General features: G+C 71.5%; 16 protein-coding genes. 14 read left to right on the top strand and 2 right to left on the bottom strand.

The window, feature by feature from the left end:
• Positions 1-33 precede the first annotated feature (33 nt).
• From BCAV_RS17980 to BCAV_RS17940, 9 genes are all read left to right on the top strand, one after another.
• A complete protein-coding gene (locus BCAV_RS17980; protein ID WP_144016818.1) occupies positions 34-741 on the top strand; it encodes a TetR/AcrR family transcriptional regulator in 708 nt (235 codons plus the stop codon).
• Positions 738-2,822 (top strand): acyl-CoA dehydrogenase family protein, encoded by a 2,085-nt coding sequence (locus tag BCAV_RS17975; protein ID WP_015884047.1) that lies wholly within the window; start codon positions 738-740, stop codon positions 2,820-2,822. The genes BCAV_RS17980 and BCAV_RS17975 overlap by 4 nt, the downstream gene beginning before the upstream one ends.
• Before the next feature lie 219 nt (positions 2,823-3,041).
• Positions 3,042-3,335 carry a hypothetical protein gene (locus tag BCAV_RS17970; protein WP_015884046.1) on the top strand — a complete coding sequence of 98 codons (294 nt, stop codon included), beginning with the start codon at positions 3,042-3,044 and terminating at the stop codon, positions 3,333-3,335.
• Positions 3,332-4,141, top strand: a complete 810-nt coding sequence (locus BCAV_RS17965; RefSeq protein WP_015884045.1) for a hypothetical protein — start codon at positions 3,332-3,334, stop codon at positions 4,139-4,141. The genes BCAV_RS17970 and BCAV_RS17965 overlap by 4 nt, the downstream gene beginning before the upstream one ends.
• Positions 4,142-4,151: 10 nt before the next feature.
• Entirely contained in the window at positions 4,152-6,086 is a 1,935-nt protein-coding gene (locus BCAV_RS17960) for a fumarate reductase/succinate dehydrogenase flavoprotein subunit (RefSeq protein WP_015884044.1), read from the top strand.
• On the top strand, positions 6,083-6,835 hold the full coding sequence (locus BCAV_RS17955; protein WP_015884043.1) for a succinate dehydrogenase/fumarate reductase iron-sulfur subunit: 753 nt from the start codon (positions 6,083-6,085) through the stop codon (positions 6,833-6,835). Before BCAV_RS17960 ends, BCAV_RS17955 begins: the two co-directional genes overlap by 4 nt.
• 115 nt (positions 6,836-6,950) lie before the next feature.
• Entirely contained in the window at positions 6,951-8,309 is a 1,359-nt protein-coding gene (locus BCAV_RS17950; RefSeq protein WP_015884042.1) for a S8 family peptidase, read from the top strand.
• A gap of 72 nt (positions 8,310-8,381) precedes the next feature.
• Positions 8,382-9,830, top strand: a complete 1,449-nt coding sequence (locus tag BCAV_RS17945) for a dihydrolipoyl dehydrogenase family protein (RefSeq protein ID WP_015884041.1) — start codon at positions 8,382-8,384, stop codon at positions 9,828-9,830.
• A 91-nt stretch (positions 9,831-9,921) separates the two neighbouring features.
• The gene (locus BCAV_RS17940; protein WP_245528889.1) at positions 9,922-10,752 is read left to right on the top strand and encodes a siderophore-interacting protein; all 831 of its coding nucleotides are present in this window, start codon (positions 9,922-9,924) and stop codon (positions 10,750-10,752) included.
• A 7-nt stretch (positions 10,753-10,759) separates the two neighbouring features.
• Here BCAV_RS17940 and BCAV_RS17935 read toward each other — a convergent pair whose 3' ends face one another.
• The gene (locus BCAV_RS17935; RefSeq protein ID WP_015884039.1) at positions 10,760-11,638 is read right to left on the bottom strand and encodes an NAD(P)-dependent oxidoreductase; all 879 of its coding nucleotides are present in this window, start codon (positions 11,636-11,638) and stop codon (positions 10,760-10,762) included.
• 90 nt (positions 11,639-11,728) lie between these two features.
• On the opposite strand from BCAV_RS17935, the gene BCAV_RS17930 reads away from it, so the two are divergent.
• A complete protein-coding gene (locus BCAV_RS17930; protein ID WP_043347489.1) occupies positions 11,729-12,385 on the top strand; it encodes a GntR family transcriptional regulator in 657 nt (218 codons plus the stop codon).
• Between the two features lie 8 nt (positions 12,386-12,393).
• Here BCAV_RS17930 and BCAV_RS17925 read toward each other — a convergent pair whose 3' ends face one another.
• Positions 12,394-13,203, bottom strand: a complete 810-nt coding sequence (locus BCAV_RS17925) for a hydroxypyruvate isomerase family protein (RefSeq protein ID WP_015884037.1) — start codon at positions 13,201-13,203, stop codon at positions 12,394-12,396.
• A 186-nt stretch (positions 13,204-13,389) separates the two neighbouring features.
• Here BCAV_RS17925 and BCAV_RS17920 point away from each other — a divergent pair, with 186 nt between their 5' ends.
• The 4 genes from BCAV_RS17920 to BCAV_RS17905 all read left to right on the top strand — a co-directional run bounded on the left by BCAV_RS17920 (position 13,390) and on the right by BCAV_RS17905 (position 17,920).
• Positions 13,390-14,724: an extracellular solute-binding protein gene (locus BCAV_RS17920; RefSeq protein WP_187292826.1), complete on the top strand. Its 1,335-nt coding sequence runs from the start codon at positions 13,390-13,392 to the stop codon at positions 14,722-14,724.
• A 76-nt stretch (positions 14,725-14,800) separates the two neighbouring features.
• Complete coding sequence (locus tag BCAV_RS17915) at positions 14,801-16,135, top strand: alpha-amylase family protein (RefSeq protein WP_015884035.1); 1,335 nt, start codon at positions 14,801-14,803, stop codon at positions 16,133-16,135.
• 2 nt (positions 16,136-16,137) lie between these two features.
• Positions 16,138-17,079 (top strand): carbohydrate ABC transporter permease, encoded by a 942-nt coding sequence (locus BCAV_RS17910; protein WP_015884034.1) that lies wholly within the window; start codon positions 16,138-16,140, stop codon positions 17,077-17,079.
• 16 nt (positions 17,080-17,095) lie between these two features.
• Positions 17,096-17,920 (top strand): carbohydrate ABC transporter permease, encoded by an 825-nt coding sequence (locus BCAV_RS17905; RefSeq protein WP_015884033.1) that lies wholly within the window; start codon positions 17,096-17,098, stop codon positions 17,918-17,920.
• The last annotated feature ends 15 nt before the right edge of the window (positions 17,921-17,935 follow it).

Below are 17,935 nucleotides of genomic sequence, written 5' to 3'. Positions count from 1 at the left end.
GCCGCACCGAAAGTACCTGATACTCTCAGTCCCGTGAGTCGGGTCACAGGCGACGCCGCGGTGCGCGAGGACGGACGGTCGACCCGGTGGGAGGACCACCGGATCGCGCGCCGGCGCGAGCTCACCCACGCCGCCCGCCGAGCCATCCACCACGGCGGCCCCGACCTGTCGATGGACGAGATCGCCGCCGAGATGGGCACGTCGAAGTCCATCGTCTACCGCTACTTCGCGGACAAGACCGGGCTGCAGAACGCCGTCGGCGAGGCGGTCCTCGAGGACATGCGCTCCGCGCTCGCCGATGCCACCCGCACCGCGCGCGGCCCCCGCGAGCTCATCGCCGCGATGGTCGAGGTCTACCTCGGCATGATCTCCTCCTCGCCCCACGTCTACGCGTTCGTGACGCGCGGCGGCGACGTCGCTCACGACGCGACGGCTCCGCTGCGCACCCTGGCGCACGACGCGACCGACCTCGTCGCGACCCCGCTGGCCGAGGTCCTCGTCGAGACCGGCCGCGACGGCGAGCTCGCCGGGGTGTGGGCCTCGGGCGTCATCGGGTTCGTCCGCGGCGCCGGGGAGACGTGGCTCGCGGAGGAGCCGTCCACTCGCCCGGACCTCGAGGCGCTCACCGCCCTGCTCACCGACTGGATCTGGTCCGGTGCCGGCGCCCCGCGCACCGACCTCATGAACGGCTCGCCCCCCGCGGCGAGCGAACCGACGGCACCCTCCCGGGAGGCACCATGACCACCACCCTGCCCACGAACGCCCGGATCGACGTCGGGGCGCTCGCCGACCTGCTCGACGGCCGGTGGGCCGATATCCGCCGTCGCACGCGCAACCTCGCGCTCGAACCGCGGTACCGCCGGACCCTCGGTCTGTCGATGGCGGAGCACCGGGCGCGCGTCCGCGAGCAGGCGCAGGCGCTCGCCGACTCGGGCGAGGTGCAGCGCGCGTTCCCGTCGCGCCTCGGCGGCGCCGACAACCCGGGCGGCAACATCGCGGGCTTCGAGGAGCTCGTCGTCGCCGACCCGTCGCTGCAGATCAAGGCGGGCGTGCAGTGGGGCCTGTTCGGCGCCGCGGTCCTGCACCTCGGCACCGCGTACCACCACGAGGAGTTCCTGCCGGGGATCATGAGCATGGCCGTCCCGGGCTGCTTCGCGATGACGGAGACCGGCCACGGCAGCGACGTCGCGAGCATCGGCACGACGGCCACGTACGACGCCGACGCCGAGGAGTTCGTCATCCACACGCCCACCCGTTCGGCGTGGAAGGAGTACATCGGCAACGCGGCCGTCGACGGCGTCGCTGCGGTCGTGTTCGCGCAGCTCGTGACGCGCGGCGTCGACCACGGCGTGCACGCCTTCTACGTGCCGCTGCGCGACACCGCCGGCGAGCGGGACGAGCACGGCGCGTACCCGTACCTGCCCGGCGTCGGGGGCGAGGACGACGGGCTCAAGGGCGGGCTGCTCGGCGTCGACAACGGCCGCCTGCACTTCGACCAGGTGCGGATCCCGCGCCGGAACCTGCTCGACAAGTACGCCGAGGTGGCGGCGGACGGCGAGTACTCCTCGCCGATCGACAGCCCCGGGCGGCGCTTCTTCACGATGCTCGGCACGCTCGTCCAGGGCCGCGTCTCCCTCGGCGGGTCGAGCGTCGCGACGTCGAAGATCGCACTGTCGACGGCGATCCGGTACGGGAACGAGCGGCGTCAGTTCACGACGTCGGACCCGCACACCGAGTCGGTCATCCTCGACTACGGCGCGCACCAGCGTCGCCTCTTGCCCTTGCTCGCCCGGACGTACGCCGCCGCGTTCCTGCACGACACGTTGCTCGAGCGGTTCCACGGCGTGTTCAGCGGTGAGCACGAGACCGACGCCGACCGCGAGGACCTCGAGACGCTCGCCGCGGCGTCGAAGGCGCTCTCGACCTGGCTCGCGCTCGACGTCGTGCAGACGAGCCGCGAGGCGTGCGGCGGTGCCGGCTACATGGCGGAGAACGGGCTCGTCGGCCTGCACCAGGACATGGACGTGTACGTCACGTTCGAGGGCGACAACACCGTGCTCCTGCAGCTCGTCGGGAAGCGGCTGCTCACCGACTACGGCCGCGAGATGGCGACCATGGACGTCGCGGGGGCCGTCCGGTACGTGGCCGACCGCGCCGGCGACATGGCCCTGCACCGGACGCCGCTGCGGCGTGCCTCGCAGTCGATCCGCGACTGGGGCTCCAGGGCCCGCTCCGCGGAGGAGCTGCGTGAGCCGGCCACCCAGCGCGAGCTCCTGGAGGACCGCGTCGAGGCCATGGTCGAGGTGATCGCCGGCAAGCTGCGCGCCGTGCAGAAGGCCAGCGCCGCTGAGCAGGCCGCGGCGTTCAACGCGCACCAGCACGAGCTCATCGAGGCTGCCCGGGCGCACGGCGAGCTCATGCAGTGGGAGGCGTTCACTGCCGGCATCGCGCGGACGAGCGACCCGACCACGAAGCAGGTGCTCACGTGGCTGCGCGACCTCTTCGGGCTCGCCACGATCGAGAAGAACCTCGCGTGGTACCTCGTCAACGGCCGGCTCTCCGCGCAGCGGGCTCGCACCGTGACGTCGTACATCGAGCGGCTCCTGGTCCGGCTGCGGCCGCACGCGGAGGACCTGGTCGACGCGTTCGGCTACTCCGCCGAGCTCATCGGCGCACCGATCGGGACCGGCGCGGAGGGTGAGCGGCAGGACGAGGCGCAGGCGTACTACCGCGAGCTGCGGGCGTCCGGGCAGGAGCCCGTGACCGAGAAGGCGCTGCGGGCGCGCGAGAAGAAGGCCGCGAGGGCCGCTCGAGCCTCCTGACGCCCGGCACGCCGTCGAGGTAGGGCCGCCCGGACGAGGGAGGAGTCCGGACCTCCTACCTCGGCCGGGCGGTCCTACCTCGCGGGTTCGAGCGATGGCGGGGAGCCGGATCTCGGCGGCGCGGTGCCCTTGCCCCCTGCAGGCGTTCACGGCAGAGTCGGTGAGTGACGCACCTCACGCCAACGGGGGTGTGAGGCGCGTCGCCGAGGAGGTGCCTGGGTGACGACCGCCGAGATCGCGACGCTGCGACGCTCCATCGATCAGCTGCGCCACAGCGTGCAGGGGGTGCGGCAGACGTACGGCGACAGCGCCGAGGTCCGCCGCCTGGTCAACGACCTCGAACGACTCGAGATCGACGCCGCCGAGCTCGCCTCGGCCCGGCTCGTGCGGCAGGCGAGCACGCCTGCGGAGGTGCCGGACGCCGTCGTCGTCCCCGACACCCCGCACGACGAGGCGATGTTCGCCGACGCTGACGACGAAGGCATCGGCGGCTACCACGGCGACCGGTCGTGACGACGACCGCGCGAGGGGTCGACGCTCCCGGGCGCGCCCAGATCGACGCACGGACGCTGCGCACCGACAACTGGCGCCGCGAGCCGATCCTCACCGTGATCGGCCTGTCGATCTTCCTGATCTACGGCGGTGTCCGGGCGTTCCAGCAGCAGTACTTCTTCGCCGACGAGCGCTACCTGACGCCGTTCTACTCGCCGTGCGTCTCGCTCGGCTGCGCCTCCGAGCCGGGATCGAGCCACTTCGGCATGTTCCTGCCGGACAACCCGCTGATCCCGTACGCGGCGCTGAGCCTGCCGTTCCTGCTGCTGTTCCGGCTGACCTGCTACTACTACCGCAAGGCGTACTACCGGTCGTTCTGGCTGGCGCCGGCGGCGTGCGCCGTGCCGGAGCCGCACGGTCGCTACACCGGCGAGACGCGCTTCCCGCTCGTCATGCAGAACGTCCACCGGTACTTCTTCTACCTCGCGGTGCTCATCTCGCTCGTCAACTCGTACGACGCGATCATCGCGTTCCACCACCCGAGCGACGGGTTCGTGGTCGGCATCGGCAACCTCGTGCTGCTCGCGAACGTCGTGCTGCTGTGGTGCTACACGGCGTCGTGCCACTCGTGCCGGCACGTGATGGGCGGGCGGCTCACGCACTTCTCGAAGCATCCGGTGCGGTACTGGTTCTGGACGCGGATCTCCGCGCTCAACACCCGGCACATGCTCTTCGCGTGGATCACGCTCGCCTCGCTCATCCTCACCGACCTGTACGTGGCTCTCGTCGCGAGCGGGACCATCACCGACCTCCGCCTCATCGGATAAGGGACACGCGTTGACCGAGACCGAACGACACGACTACGACGTCCTCGTCATCGGGGCTGGTGGTGCGGGCCTGCGGGCCGCGATCGAGGCACGCCAGCGTGGCCTGCGGACGGCCGTCATCTGCAAGTCCCTGTTCGGCAAGGCGCACACCGTCATGGCGGAGGGCGGCTGCGCGGCGGCGATGGGGAACGTCAACTCGAACGACAGCTGGCAGGTGCACTTCCGCGACACGATGCGCGGCGGGAAGTTCCTCAACAACTGGCGCATGGCGGAGCTGCACGCGAAGGAGGCACCCGAGCGCGTCTGGGAGCTCGAGACGTACGGGGCGCTGTTCGACCGCACGGCCGACGGCCGGATCAGTCAGCGCAACTTCGGCGGGCACACGTACCCGCGGCTCGCGCACGTCGGCGACCGCACCGGCCTCGAGCTCATCCGCACGATGCAGCAGAAGATCGTGTCGCTGCAGCAGGAGGACTACGCGGCCACCGGCGACTACGAGGCGCGGCTGCGCGTGTTCGCGGAGTGCACCATCACCGAGCTGCTCACCGGCGACGACGGCGCGATCGCCGGGGCGTTCGGGTACTGGCGGGAGTCCGGCCGATTCGTCGTGTTCTCCGCGCCGGCCGTGGTGCTCGCGACGGGCGGCATCGGGAAGTCGTTCAAGGTGACGTCGAACTCGTGGGAGTACACGGGCGACGGGCACGCCCTGGCGATGCGCGCCGGAGCCGGGCTCATCGACATGGAGTTCGTGCAGTTCCACCCCACGGGCATGGTGTGGCCGCCGAGCGTGAAGGGGATCCTCGTCACCGAAGGCGTGCGCGGCGACGGCGGCGTGCTCAAGAACTCTGCCGGCGAGCGGTTCATGTTCAACTACGTCCCGGACGTGTTCAAGGGTCAGTACGCGGAGACCGTGGAGGAGGCGGACGCCTGGTACACCGACCAGGAGAACAACCGCCGGACGCCGGACCTCCTGCCGCGCGACGAGGTGGCACGGGCGATCAACACCGAGGTCAAGGAGGGTCGCGGCTCGCCGCACGGCGGCGTGTTCCTCGACATCGCGAGCCGGATGCCGGCGGACGAGATCCAGCGCCGGCTGCCGTCGATGTACCACCAGTTCAAGGAGCTGGCCGACGTCGACATCACCGCCGAGCCCATGGAGGTCGGCCCCACGTGCCACTACGTCATGGGCGGCATCGAGGTGGACCCGGACACGGGGTCCTCGAGCGTGCCCGGGCTGTTCGCGGCAGGGGAGTGCTCCGGCGGGATGCACGGCTCGAACCGGCTGGGCGGCAACTCGCTCTCGGACCTGCTCGTGTTCGGGCGGCGTGCCGGGCTCGGCGCCGCCGACTACGTCTCCGGCCTCGAGTCACGTCCGGCCGTGCGCGCCGCCGCCGTCGACGACGCCGCGGCCATGGCCGTCGCGCCCTTCGACCCCGCGGCCGACGGGGGTTCCGGGGAGAACCCGTACACGCTGCACGCCGAGCTGCAGACGGCGATGAACGACCTCGTCGGCATCATCCGGACCGAGGCCGAGATGCAGGCGGCGCTGGAGCGGCTCGGCGAGCTGCGGGAGCGCGTGCGCGGCGTCGTCGTCGAGGGACACCGGCAGTACAACCCGGGATGGCACCTGGCGCTCGACCTGCGGAACATGCTCATGGTGGGGGAGGCGGTCGCGTCGTCGGCCCTGCTGCGCACGGAGAGCCGCGGCGGCCACACGCGAGAGGACCACCCGGGGATGGACGCGCAGTGGCGGCACCGGGTGCTCGTCACGCGGTGCGCCGACCACGGCGGCGGCGACCCGGTGGTGCCGCGCGTCGTCGTCGAGCCGGAGGAGCGGGCGCCGATGCGCGACGACCTGCTCGCGCTCTTCGACCTCACCGAGCTCGAGAAGTACTACACCGGGGGCGAGCTGGCCTCGCACCCGGAGCAGGGAGCGAGCGCATGAGCTACACGGGCCGGTTCCGGGTGTGGCGGGGCGACGACGACGGCGGCGAGCTGCGCGACTTCGACGTGGAGGTGAACGAGGGCGAGGTGGTGCTCGACGTCCTCCACCGGCTGCAGGCGACGCAGACGCCGGACCTCGCGGTGCGCTGGAACTGCAAGGCGGGCAAGTGCGGCTCGTGCTCCGCGGAGATCAACGGCCGACCTCGCCTGCTGTGCATGACGCGGATGTCCGTGTTCACGCCCGACGAGGTCGTGACGATCACGCCGATGCGGACGTTCCCGGTGATCCGCGACCTCGTGACCGACGTGTCGTTCAACTACACGAAGGCGCGCGAGGTCCCGTCGTTCACGCCGCCGGCCGACCTCGCGCCGGGCGAGTACCGCATGCAGCAGATGGACGTCGAGCGCTCGCAGGAGTTCCGCAAGTGCATCGAGTGCTTCCTCTGCCAGAACACGTGCCACGTGGTGCGCGACCACGACGAGAACAAGGAGGCGTTCTCCGGCCCGCGCTATCTCATGCGGGTCGCGGAGCTCGAGATGCACCCGCTCGACGTGGTGGACCGCGTGCCGGCCGCGCAGGAGGAGCACGGCCTCGGGCTGTGCAACATCACGAAGTGCTGCACCGACGTCTGCCCGGAGCACATCCAGATCACCGACAACGCCCTAATCCCGATGAAGGAGCGGGTCGCCGACCGGCGGTACGACCCGCTGGTGTGGCTCGGTCGGACGATCTCGCGCCGTCGCGGCTGACGGCGTCGCCGGCGCTGCCCGGGCCGGCCGCGGATCGTCGGGGCCCGGGTCGCTCGTGTGGGAGGGTGTCGGCAGCCCACTCGATCGGCCACGACGCGGAGCGACGATCACCGTCATGAGACAGACCGAGATCGTCCCGCGGGGTGTCGCGACCCGGCGCCGAGCGGCTACGGCGCTCGCCGCCGCCGCCACGACCGCGCTCCTGATCGGTGTGGCGGCGCCGCCCGCCTCCGCTGACTGGGACACGAGCCTCGGCGGCCTCTGGTACTTCAGCGAGACCGGAGTACCGCAGGCGCACCAGAGCGCCACCGGCGCCGGGGTGACGATCGCGCTGCTCGACAGCCCGGTGAACGTCGAGGTCCCCACGCTCGCTGGGGCGGACATCCGGACCCAGCCCGACTACGTGTGCCCCGACGAGGGCACCCCCTTCCCGGGCACGAGCACCGGGGAGGAGGCCGAGCACGGCACGGCGATGGCGGAGCTCCTGGTCGGAAACGGCGCGGAGGTGGGCGGGTTCCCGAGCTCGCAGGGGATCGCCCCGGAGGCCACCATCCTCAGCTACGTGACGGTCATCAACGACCGGAGCTGCACCGGCCGGGTCGACGAGTCCGTCCGGGCGGCCGTGGCGGCCGGCGCCGACATCATCAGCATGTCGTTCAGCGGCGCCTTCACCGAGGACAACGGCGAGGCTTTCGCCGAAGCGCTTCGCGCCGGCGTCGTGATCGTGAACGCCATGCCGAACGACCCGCCGAGCGAGCTCGGCTGGCCCGCGACGGCGAACGGGATCGTCTCGGTGGAGGCGCACGACATCAACTCCGAGCTCATGGACAACCCCGTCGTGAGCCCACGGCTGACCGTCGTGGCACCCGGCGTCGAGATCGTCCGCACCGGGTGGGAGGGCGGCGCCTGGAACGCTCAGTGGCTCTCGTCGGGGACGTCGGAGGCCACCGCGTTCACCTCCGGCGCCCTCGCCCTGGTCAAGTCCGCCTACCCGGAGGCGACAGGCAACCAGCTCATCCAGTCGCTGATCCGCACCACCGGCGGATCCGTGCAGGAGCCCGCCCGGAACGACGACACCGGCTACGGACTCATCTCGGTTCCGGCCCTGATGGCGACGGACCCGACCACATTCGAGGACGTCAATCCGCTGCTGCGGGACGACCCGGACGCGGTGCCCTCCATCGCGCAGATCGAGGGCACGGCCGACGACGGGGCGGCCGGAGGGGATGCCGGCCAGGCGGAGGACGCTGGTGACGCGGACGAGGGACCCTTCCTGCTGCCCGTGCTCGTCGTGCTCGCCGGGTTCCTGGCGGTCGTGGTGGTCGTCGGCCTGATCGTCGTCGTGACGAGGCGCGGCCAGCGGGCGGACCGTACCCGGTCGGGCCCGCAGCCGTACCCGCCCCAGCAGCCTCCCTACCCGCCGGGGCCGCCCCCGCCGCCGCCCGCGCCGCCGCCCGCGCCCCCGAACCAGTGACTGTGCCCCGACGGGCTCGGGCCCGATGACCCAGCAGTAGCACGCCGGCCCGGCGCGCGGGAGGCTCGGGGCATGGACTCTTCTCTCACGACCGACGTCGTCGTCCTCGGCGGCGGACCGACCGGCGAGAACGTCGCCGACTACGCGCACAAGGGCGGCCTGGACGCCGTCATCGTGGAACGGGACCTGCTCGGGGGCGAGTGCTCGTTCTGGGCGTGCATGCCGTCGAAGGCGCTGCTGCGGCCGGGTGATGCGCTGGCCGGCGTCCGCCGGGTCGACGGCGCCCGGCAGGCCGTGCGGGGCGGGCTCGACGTCGCGGCGGTGCTGGCGCGGCGGGACGGCTTCGCCGCCGGGTGGGACGACGCCGGCCAGGTCGCCTGGGCGGAGGGCGCGGGGCTGCGGGTCGTGCGCGGGCACGGCCGGGTCACCGGCGAGCGCGTGGTGACGGTCGGCACGCCCGACGGCGGTGAGGTGACGATCGAGGCGCGGCACGCCGTCGTCGTCGCGACCGGGTCCGTGCCGGTGATCCCGTCCCTGGACGGCCTCGACGAGGCGCCGTTCTGGACGACGCGCGAGGCGACGGCGGCGCAGTCAGTGCCGGGGCGGCTCGTCGTGCTCGGGGCGGGTGTGGCCGGGACGGAGCTCGCGCAGGCGTTCGCGCGGCTCGGGTCCGACGTGACGTTGCTCGCTCGCGACGCGGTGCTGCGGGCGTTCGCCGCCCCGGCGCGCGAGCTCGTCGCCGCCGGGTTGCAGGCGGACGGCGTCGACGTGCGCCTCGGCGTCTCGGTGCGGCGCGTGGAGCGGCGCGTCGGCGCGAACGACGACGAGCCAGGCGGCGTCCTCGTACACCTCGACGACGACTCAACGATCCTGGCCGACGAGCTGCTCGTGGCGACCGGCCGGCGCCCGGCGACCGGCGACGTCGGCCTCGAGTGGGCGCGCCCGGGGCTGGAGCCCGGAGACCCGCTGGACGTGGACGACTCCGGCCGCGTTCCCGACGTCCCGTGGCTGTACGGCGCGGGTGACGTGACGGGGCGCGCCCCGCTCACGCACCAGGGCAAGTACGCGGCGCGGGCGGTCGGGACGGCGATCGCGCAGCGCGCGGCCGGGAAGCTCGACGGTGCGGTGGAGGCGTGGTCCGACGTCGCGGCGACGGCTGACGGCGTCGCCGTGCCCCAGGTCGTGTTCTCGGACCCGCAGGTGGCGTCGGTCGGGCACTCCGCCGACGCCGCGCGCGACGCCGGGCTGCAGGTGCGGACCGTCGAGCTGGAGATCGCCGTCGCCGGGTCGTCCCTCTACGCCGACGACTACGCCGGCTGGGCGCAGCTCGTGATCGACGACGCGCGGGACGTCGTCGTCGGTGCGACGTTCTGCGGTCCGGACGTCGCGGAGCTGCTGCACGCGGCGACGATCGCCGTCGTCGGCGAGGTGCCGATGTCGCGCCTGTGGCACGCGGTGCCGGCGTACCCGACGGTGTCGGAGGTGTGGCTGCGGCTGCTCGAGGCGGACCGCTTCCGGTGACGGCGACTCCGGGCGCCCACGGCGTCGCCGGCGTCCGTCGTGGGGCCGAGTGAGGGTAGGCTTACCGAATATGCCGAACAACAAAGGGCGCGTGACCCGCCTCGAGGTCGTCGAGAAGCAGTGGCTCACGCCGCACCTGGTTCGGCTCGTGTTCGCGGGCCCGGGCGGCGCGCCGCTCGCCGACTTCCCGATGCCGGAGTTCACCGACACGTACGTGAAGCTCGCGTTCCCGCGGCCAGGCGCCGACTACGCCGAGCCGTACGACCTCGAGGAGGTCAGGGCCACCCGGCCGCCGGAGCAGTGGCCGGTGCTCCGCGCGTACACGATCCGGTGGTTCGACGACGACGCCGGTCGCCTCGCCATCGACCTCGTCGTGCACGGCGACGAGGGGATCGCCGGGCCGTGGGCGGCGGGCGCCGAGGTGGGCGACCCGGTGCAGGCGCTCGGCCCGGGCGGCGCGTACGCCCCGGACCCGGAGGCCGACGCCCACCTGCTGGTCGGCGACGAGGCGGCGCTTCCCGCCATCGCCGCGGCGCTCGATCGACTGCCGGTCGGCGCCCGGGCGGACGTCTTCGTCGAGGTGGCCGACGGCGCTGAGGAGCTGACGCTCACGACCTCGGCCGACGTCCGGCTGCGGTGGGTCCACCGGGCGTGCTCGGCGCTGCCGCCCGGGGAGGAGCTCGCCGCCACGGTCCGGGCCGCGGACCTCCCGGACGGCGACGTCCACGCGTTCGTGCACGGCGATGCCGGATTCGTGCGTGAGCTGCGCTCGTACCTGAGGTTCGACCGGGGCATGCCGCGAGAGCGGCTCTCCATCTCGGGCTACTGGCGTCGCGGGAGCAGCGACGAGGAGTGGCGCGCGCGCAAGCGTGACTGGAACGCCGCCGTCGAGGCGGAGGAGACGCAGCGCACCTCCGCCTGACGCTGCCTCAGCCCGCCCGGCCGTTCAGCTCGCGCGCGAGCTTGAGGAGCGCGAGGTGGTCCAGCTCGCCGTCGCCGCGGGCGAGGAGCGCGGCCATGAGCTGGGACACCACCGCCGTGACGGGCAGCGCGATCCCCTCGCGGCGAGCGGCCGCGGCGACGATGCCGAGGTCCTTGTCGTGCAGCGCCGCGCGGAACCCTGGTCGGTACGTGCCGGCGAGGATCGCGGCCCGCTTCCGCTCGAGCACCGTGGACCCGGCGAGCCCGCCGCCGATGGCCGTGAGTGCGGCGCCGACGTCGATCCCCGACGACTCGAGGAGCACCACCGCCTCGGCGAGGGCGGCGATGTTCGTGGCGACGATGAGCTGGTTGGCGGCCTTCGTGAGCTGCCCCGAACCAGGGGGTCCGACGTGCGTGATCGCGGAGCCCATCGCCTCCAGGAGCGGGCGGACGCGCTCGATCACGTCCGGCTCGCCGCCCACCATGATGCTGAGCGAACCCTCGACGGCGGCCTGCTCGCCGCCGCTCACCGGAGCGTCGAGCGCCGAGCCGCCGGCGGCACCCACGGCGTCGTGCACGGCGATCGCGGTCTCGGCGGTGACGGTGCTCATGTCGACGACGATCTGCTGCGGTGACACCGACCGGGCGAGGCCCCGCTCGCCGAGGTAGACGGCGGCGACGTCGGGCGAGTCGGGGAGCATCGAGATGAGCACGTCGCTCTCGAGGCAGTCGTCAGCGGCCGTCGCCACGGCGGCGCCGGCCGCGGCGATCCGCTCGCGCGACGCCGCTGATCTCGCGAACCCGCGGACCGAGTGCCCGGCCGAGACGAGGTTGGCGATCATGGGCGCGCCCATGACGCCCGCTCCGATGAACCCGATGTTCGTCATGCTGTAGCTCCTTCGCGTGGGGACGGCGTCCCGTAGGATGAGACTGTTATGGTCAGTCAGGTACGGTTGTCAGACAACAAAGGGGTCCTCATGGAGGTACAGCAGGTCCGCGGCGTCTCCCTCGTCGATGCGGCGTACGCCGCGCTCCGCGCGGAGATCCTGGCGGCCCGAATCCCCCCGGGCGAGCCGCTGACGGAACAGGGCCTCGCGACGCGGTTCGACATCGCCCGCCCCACCGCCAAGGCCGCCGTCGAGCGCCTGGTCACGGAAGGGCTGCTCGTCCGGACGATGCACCGCAGTGCCCACGTGCCCGTGCTCAACGCCGCGGACATCCAGGACGTCTTCGCATTGCGGGAGCTCCTGGAGCGCGTCGCCGTCGTCGCCCTGGCGTCCGGCAAGTCCGTCCCGACGGACGCCGAGCGTGCGCTTGCGGAGATGGAGGCGGCTGACGCCACCGGCGACGTCGCGCGCCTCGTGGAGGCCGACGTCGCCTTCCACCGGGCGCTCGTCTCGGCCTCGGGCAGCCTGCGGCGCGATCGCGCCCACCAGCAGGTCATGGGCGAGGCACAGCTCGCGATCATCCAGGACCAGGTGCTGCTCCTGGAGCAGGCGGTGGGCGTAGCCGCCGAGCACCGCGCGATCCTCACGGCGATCGCGGGCGGCGACGCGGAGGCGGCCGAGCGCCTCGTGGCCGAGCACCTCGGTTCGGTGTCGCGCCGGGTCAGCAACGGCGCCGCGACTGACTGACTGCGGCGTCACAGCGTCGTCCGCCAGCCGAGCGTCGACTCGGTCGTCGTCGTCGGCGCGTACTCGGCGGCCACGGGTCCGGCGTAGCCGGCGTCGCGGAGCGACCTGAGCGCCGCCGCGATCGGCAGCGCGCCGGATCCGGGCTCGCCGCGACCGGGTGCGTCGGCGATCTGGACGTGCCCGATGCGCGCTCCGTGCCGGACGGCGGCAGCAACGATGTCGACGTCGTTCATGCCGAGGTGGAACGTGTCGAAGAGCGGGGCGACGTTCAGTGCCGACCGCTCCCGCAGCGGGCCGTCGATGACGGCGAGCACATCCTCGAGCGTGTGCAGCGGGTAGGAGCCGTTCAGCTCGGCCGCGAGCGGTTCGAGCAGCACGACGGCGCCCGTCGGATGCAGCGTCGCCGCGGCCTCGGCGACGGCGTCGGCGGCCGCGGCGTGCTGCGTGGGGGGGTCGAGCTCCGGGGCGAGCTTGCCGTAGAGCAGGTTGAACCGCCGGCAGCCGGTGCGTTCCGCGACCGCGCCGACGACGTCGACGTTGGCGCGCAGGTCCGCCGCACGAGCCGGGTCGCACGCCACGCCGCGCTCCCCGGCGGGCATGTCCCCGGCGAAGAAGTTCATCGCCACGAGCGCCGTCCCGGCGTCCTCGATCGCGAGGAGGAGGTCCGCGAGATCGCTGGCCGCCGGGACGGGGCTCTCGAACGGCCACCACATCTCGATCGCGTCGAACCCCGCTCGGGCCGCGCGAGCGGGGCGGTCGAGCAGCGGAACCTCGGTGAAGAGCAGCGACACGTTGGCTGCCAGTAGGGGGTCGGGCATCGAAGCCTCCTGATGTCAGGTGATGTGAACTGTAGGGCTCGTACACTTGACAGACAATCGTACAGTGTGGACGATTGTCTACACCGCCGGCAGACATCGCCATCGACGTCACCGGTCGGCGGGCGGCCGGCTCAGGCGGGCCGCATGGTCCGAAGCGTCACGGGCGACGCGGAAGGGATGTGCAGGATGTCCTCAGGGTTGGGACGACGCGACCTCCTCGGATGGGGTCTCGCCGGAGCAGGCGTGCTCGGAGCCATGTCCCTCGCGGGTTGCGGGTCGGGCGGGAGCGGGGGTGGTTCGAGCGGTTCCGGGGGCTCGGCGGCGCTCCGCTTCATGTTCTGGGGCTCGGGTGACCGCGTCGAGCGCTTCCAGGGTGCGATCGACCTGTTCCACGAACGGCACCCGGACATCCGGGTGAGCCCCGAGTACGCCGACATCGACGCGATCAAGACGAAGCTCAGCGTCGCGATGTCCGGCGGTGACCTCCCGGACGTGTTCTGGGTGCACGGCGACCTCTTCGCTCCGATGGTCGCCGAGGGCAAGCTCATGGAGCTCGGTCCGCTCTTCGGCGACGGGATCGACGCGTCCGGCTTCACCGACAGCACGCTGGCGGCCGGTGGCCAGGTGGACGGCGCGCAGTGGGCCATCTCGCACGGGCTGCAGTCCGTGGGCGTCTTCGCGGACCTCACGGTGCTGGAGCCCCTCGGCATCGTGCCGCCCAGCTATCCGGAGGCGTGGACCTGGGACGAGTACGAGGAGATCTCGCTGCAGGTGCACGACGCTCTCGGTCCCGACTTCTGGGGCACCGACGAGCCCACGTACGCGGGGGCCGGCAACTACTTCCGGGCATGGGCGCGCCAGCGCGGCGAGCAGCTCTGGACCGACGACGGCGACATCGGCTTCACGGAGGCCACGTTCCGGGAGTGGGCGGAGTACTGGACGCGGATGCGTGACGCCGGCGCCGCCGTCCCGGTCGCTCTCGCGCTCGAGCAGAACCCGTTCTTCGAGGGCGCGCCGATGATCCGTGGGATGGCCGCGTTCCACATGCGCAACTCGAACCAGATGGCGGAGCTCTCGACGCTCACCGACCACGAGCTCACGCTCATGCCATCACCCGGCAACGGGGGTGAGGGCAACCGCTACATCGGCCTCGACCCGAACACCATGGCCATCTCGGCGGACACGCGGAACCCGGAGGCCGCGATCCTGTTCACCGACTTCATGCTCAACGACCCCGAGCGTGCCGAGATCATCGGGACGACCATCGGAGCGCCGCCGACCTCGGCGATCCGCGAGCACATCAAGCCCACCATCAGCGAGCCGGAGGCGATCTTCCTCGACTACATCGAGTTCGAGGCGACCGCGGAGCTCGACCCCGTTCCGGCGACCCCGACCACGGGTGCCGCCTTCGGTTCCGGGATGACCCGCACGATGGAGGAGCTCGCCTACGGGCAGCTCACCGTCGACGACGCGACCGCTCGCGTGTTCGGCGAGCTCCGGGACGCGCTCGGCGCGGGCTGACACACCGGCGTCGCACCGTCCGCACCACCCCTCAGACCCGCACCACCCGACACCACCGACGAAGGAGTCCTGTTCGATGCCTCTGGACGAGATCGCTGCCAGCCTCTACGCCTGGGACCTCGCCGACGAGGGGGTGGACCACTGCCTCGACGTGCTCGCGAGCCGATCGCGGGTGAACTCGGCCTACCTCGTGGGTCTCATGCACGAGGAGAAGCGCCCTCTGCATGCCCGGTTCTACCCGCACAACCCGGTCCGTCGGATGTACATGCCGGAGGACAGCCGTGCGTACTGGAAGCCCGATCCCGCGCAGTACCCGGGCGAGATCAAGCCGCTGACCAGCGACCGGGACTTCCTCAAGGGGACCGACTGGCTGCAGGTCCTCATCGACGGCGCCCGCGCTCGCGGGATGCGGACCGGATGCGAGATCTCGCACACCATCCTGGATGCTGCGGTGGCCCGGGCGGAGTTCCCGCACGTGCTCCAACGGGACGTGTTCGGGGAGATCCTCGGCGTCTGGGGAGGCCGGACCGGCGGACGGGGACTTCCGTGCCTCAACCACCCGGAGGTGCAGACCTACCTCGTCGGCCTGTTCCGCGACCTCGTCCTCAACTACGACGTCGACTACGTCCAGACCTGTCTGATCCTGTTCGGGCCGGGCACGTCGGACGCGGGGACCCTCGGCCCGGTGGACGAGTCCTGGGTCGGGTGGCTCAACGTCGCGACGGGCGGGTGCTTCTGCTCCGCCTGCAAGGCGCAGGCAGAGTCGGAGGGCCTGGACTGGGGTGCCATCACCGACGAGGTGCGCCACCTCGCGAGCATGGCCCGGATGGACGGGCTCGCCGCCCAGCACGAGCGTCAGCTGCTGGACGAGGCGAACGTCGCGCAGTCGACGCTCCTGCTGGAGAACGACGCGTTCGTCGCCTGGCTGCAGTTCCGGAAGCGCTCGGTCAACCGGGTGTTCGGGATGGTCCGGGAGGCGACGCGCGCAGCGGGCCGGGACGTCGAGTTCCGTTACAACACGTACATGGCCAACCCGGAGAAGGCGGGCCTCGACTTCCGCTCGGCGTTCGCGCACGTCGACTCGGTGCGGGAGTCCGACTACTCCGACCAGCGGGGCACCCTCGAAGGCGTCGGCTGGAAGCGGTCGAAGCTCATGAAGGTGCGTCGCTCCCTCCGCGAGGACCAGAAGCTCATCGCCGCTCTCGGCGTCCGTCCCAACGCCACACCGGAGACCCTCCGGCTGAGCGTGAAGGCGGCCGTCGAGGCGGGGGCCGACGGTCTGTCGCTCGGGCACTACGACGGCGCCACGATGGAGCGGCTCGACGCCGTGGCCGACGGGGTCCGTGAGTGGGAGGGCACGGCGGAGTTCTGGCAGCCGCTCGACGCGGACAGCCCGGCCGTCGGCGTCTAGTCATGGTCGCCCTCGGCAACCCGGCTCAGGCTCTCGACCGTCGGTCGAGAGCCGGAGCCCGGGCCCCCCGACGCCGTGGCGGCGCGGTCGCCTACGTGTTCCTCATCCCGTGGCTCATCGGCGTCATCGGGATCACGCTCGGGCCGATGCTGGCCTCGCTGTACCTGTCGTTCACCGACTACCGGCTCGGCTCGACGCCGTCCTGGGTCGGCGCGGCGAACTACGTGCGCCTGTTCACGCAGGACGACCGGTTCATCGCCTCAGCCGGCGTCACGGCCAGGTACGTCCTGGTGTCGGTGCCGCTCCAGCTCGTGTTCGCGCTCGCGATCGCCGTGCTCCTCGACCGGGGCGTGCGGGGGCTCGCCATCTACCGATCGATCTACTACCTGCCGTCGCTGCTCGGATCGAGCGTCGCCGTCGCCGTGCTCTGGCGTCAGATCTTCTCCAGCCAGGGACTCGTGGTGCAGGTCGCCGACTGGTTCGGGATCACGATGGGTGGCTGGATCGCCGATCCGGCGCACGCGCTGGACACGCTCATCGTGCTGAACGTGTGGACGTTCGGGTCGCCGATGGTCATCTTCCTGGCCGGCCTGCGCCAGATCCCGAACGACCTCGTCGAGGCCGCCCGGGTCGACGGCGCGGGTGCCCTCCGGCGCTTCTGGTCGGTGATCCTGCCGCTGCTGTCGCCCGTCGTGTTCTTCAACCTCGTCCTGCAGCTGATCGGCGCGTTCCAGGCGTTCACGCCGGCGTACATCATCAGCTCCGGGACGGGCGGACCGGCCGACTCGACCCTCTTCTACTCGTTGTACCTGTTCCAGTCGGGATTCCAGGCCTTCAACATGGGCTACGCCAGTGCCATGGCCTGGATCCTCTTCATCGTGATCGGCGCCTTCACCGCCGTGAACTTCATCGCCTCGAAGTACTGGGTGCACTATGAGACGTGAGCAATCCTCGACCGTGATGACCTGGGCGACGAGCCAGGGGTGGAAACACTTGCTGCTCCTCGGCTTCGGCTTCGTGATGATCTATCCGCTGATCTGGATGTTCGTGAAGTCCCTCACTCCGAGTGCGACGCTCGACGCGGCCCTCTCCTTCGACGGTCTCACGTTCGAGAACTACATCGAGGGCTGGACGTCCCTGACGGTGCCGTTCGGCCGGTTCATGGCGAACTCGATGCTCGTGGCCGTTCTGTGCATCGTGGGCAATCTCGCGTCCTGCACGCTCGCGGCGTATGCGTTCGCCCGCCTGCAGTTCCGGCTCCGAGGGCCGCTCTTCGGGCTCATGCTGGCGACGATCATGCTCCCGTTCCACGTCACGATCGTCCCGCAGTACATCCTGTTCCACACGCTCGGCTGGATCAACACGTACGTTCCGCTCGTGCTGCCGAAGTTTCTGGCCGTCGAGTCGTTCTTCGTGTTCCTCATGGTGCAGTTCATCCGCGGGATACCGCGTACGCTCGACGACGCCGCGGCTCTGGACGGGTGCGGTCCGTTCCGGACGTTCTTCCGCGTCATCCTTCCGTTGTGCATCCCGGCCATCGGCGTGACGACGGTGTTCACGTTCATCTGGACGTGGAACGACTTCTTCACGCCCCTGCTGTACCTCAGCAAGCCGGATCTCTACACGGTGCCCGTCGGCCTCAGCACGTTCCAGGACTCGACCGGGCTGAGCAACTATGGCGCGTTGTTCGCGATGTCGATCCTGTCGCTCGTGCCGGTCTTCATCGTGTTCCTGTTCGCCCAGCGGGCGTTGACCCGCGGCATCGCCACCACCGGCATCAAGTAGCGCGTCCCTGGCGCG

Origin of the sequence: Beutenbergia cavernae DSM 12333 (genome assembly GCF_000023105.1) — a bacterium.
Classification (GTDB): domain Bacteria; phylum Actinomycetota; class Actinomycetes; order Actinomycetales; family Beutenbergiaceae; genus Beutenbergia; species Beutenbergia cavernae.
Note: the sequence above shows the minus strand (reverse complement) of the source record. Positions and strands in the feature narration are given on the sequence as shown.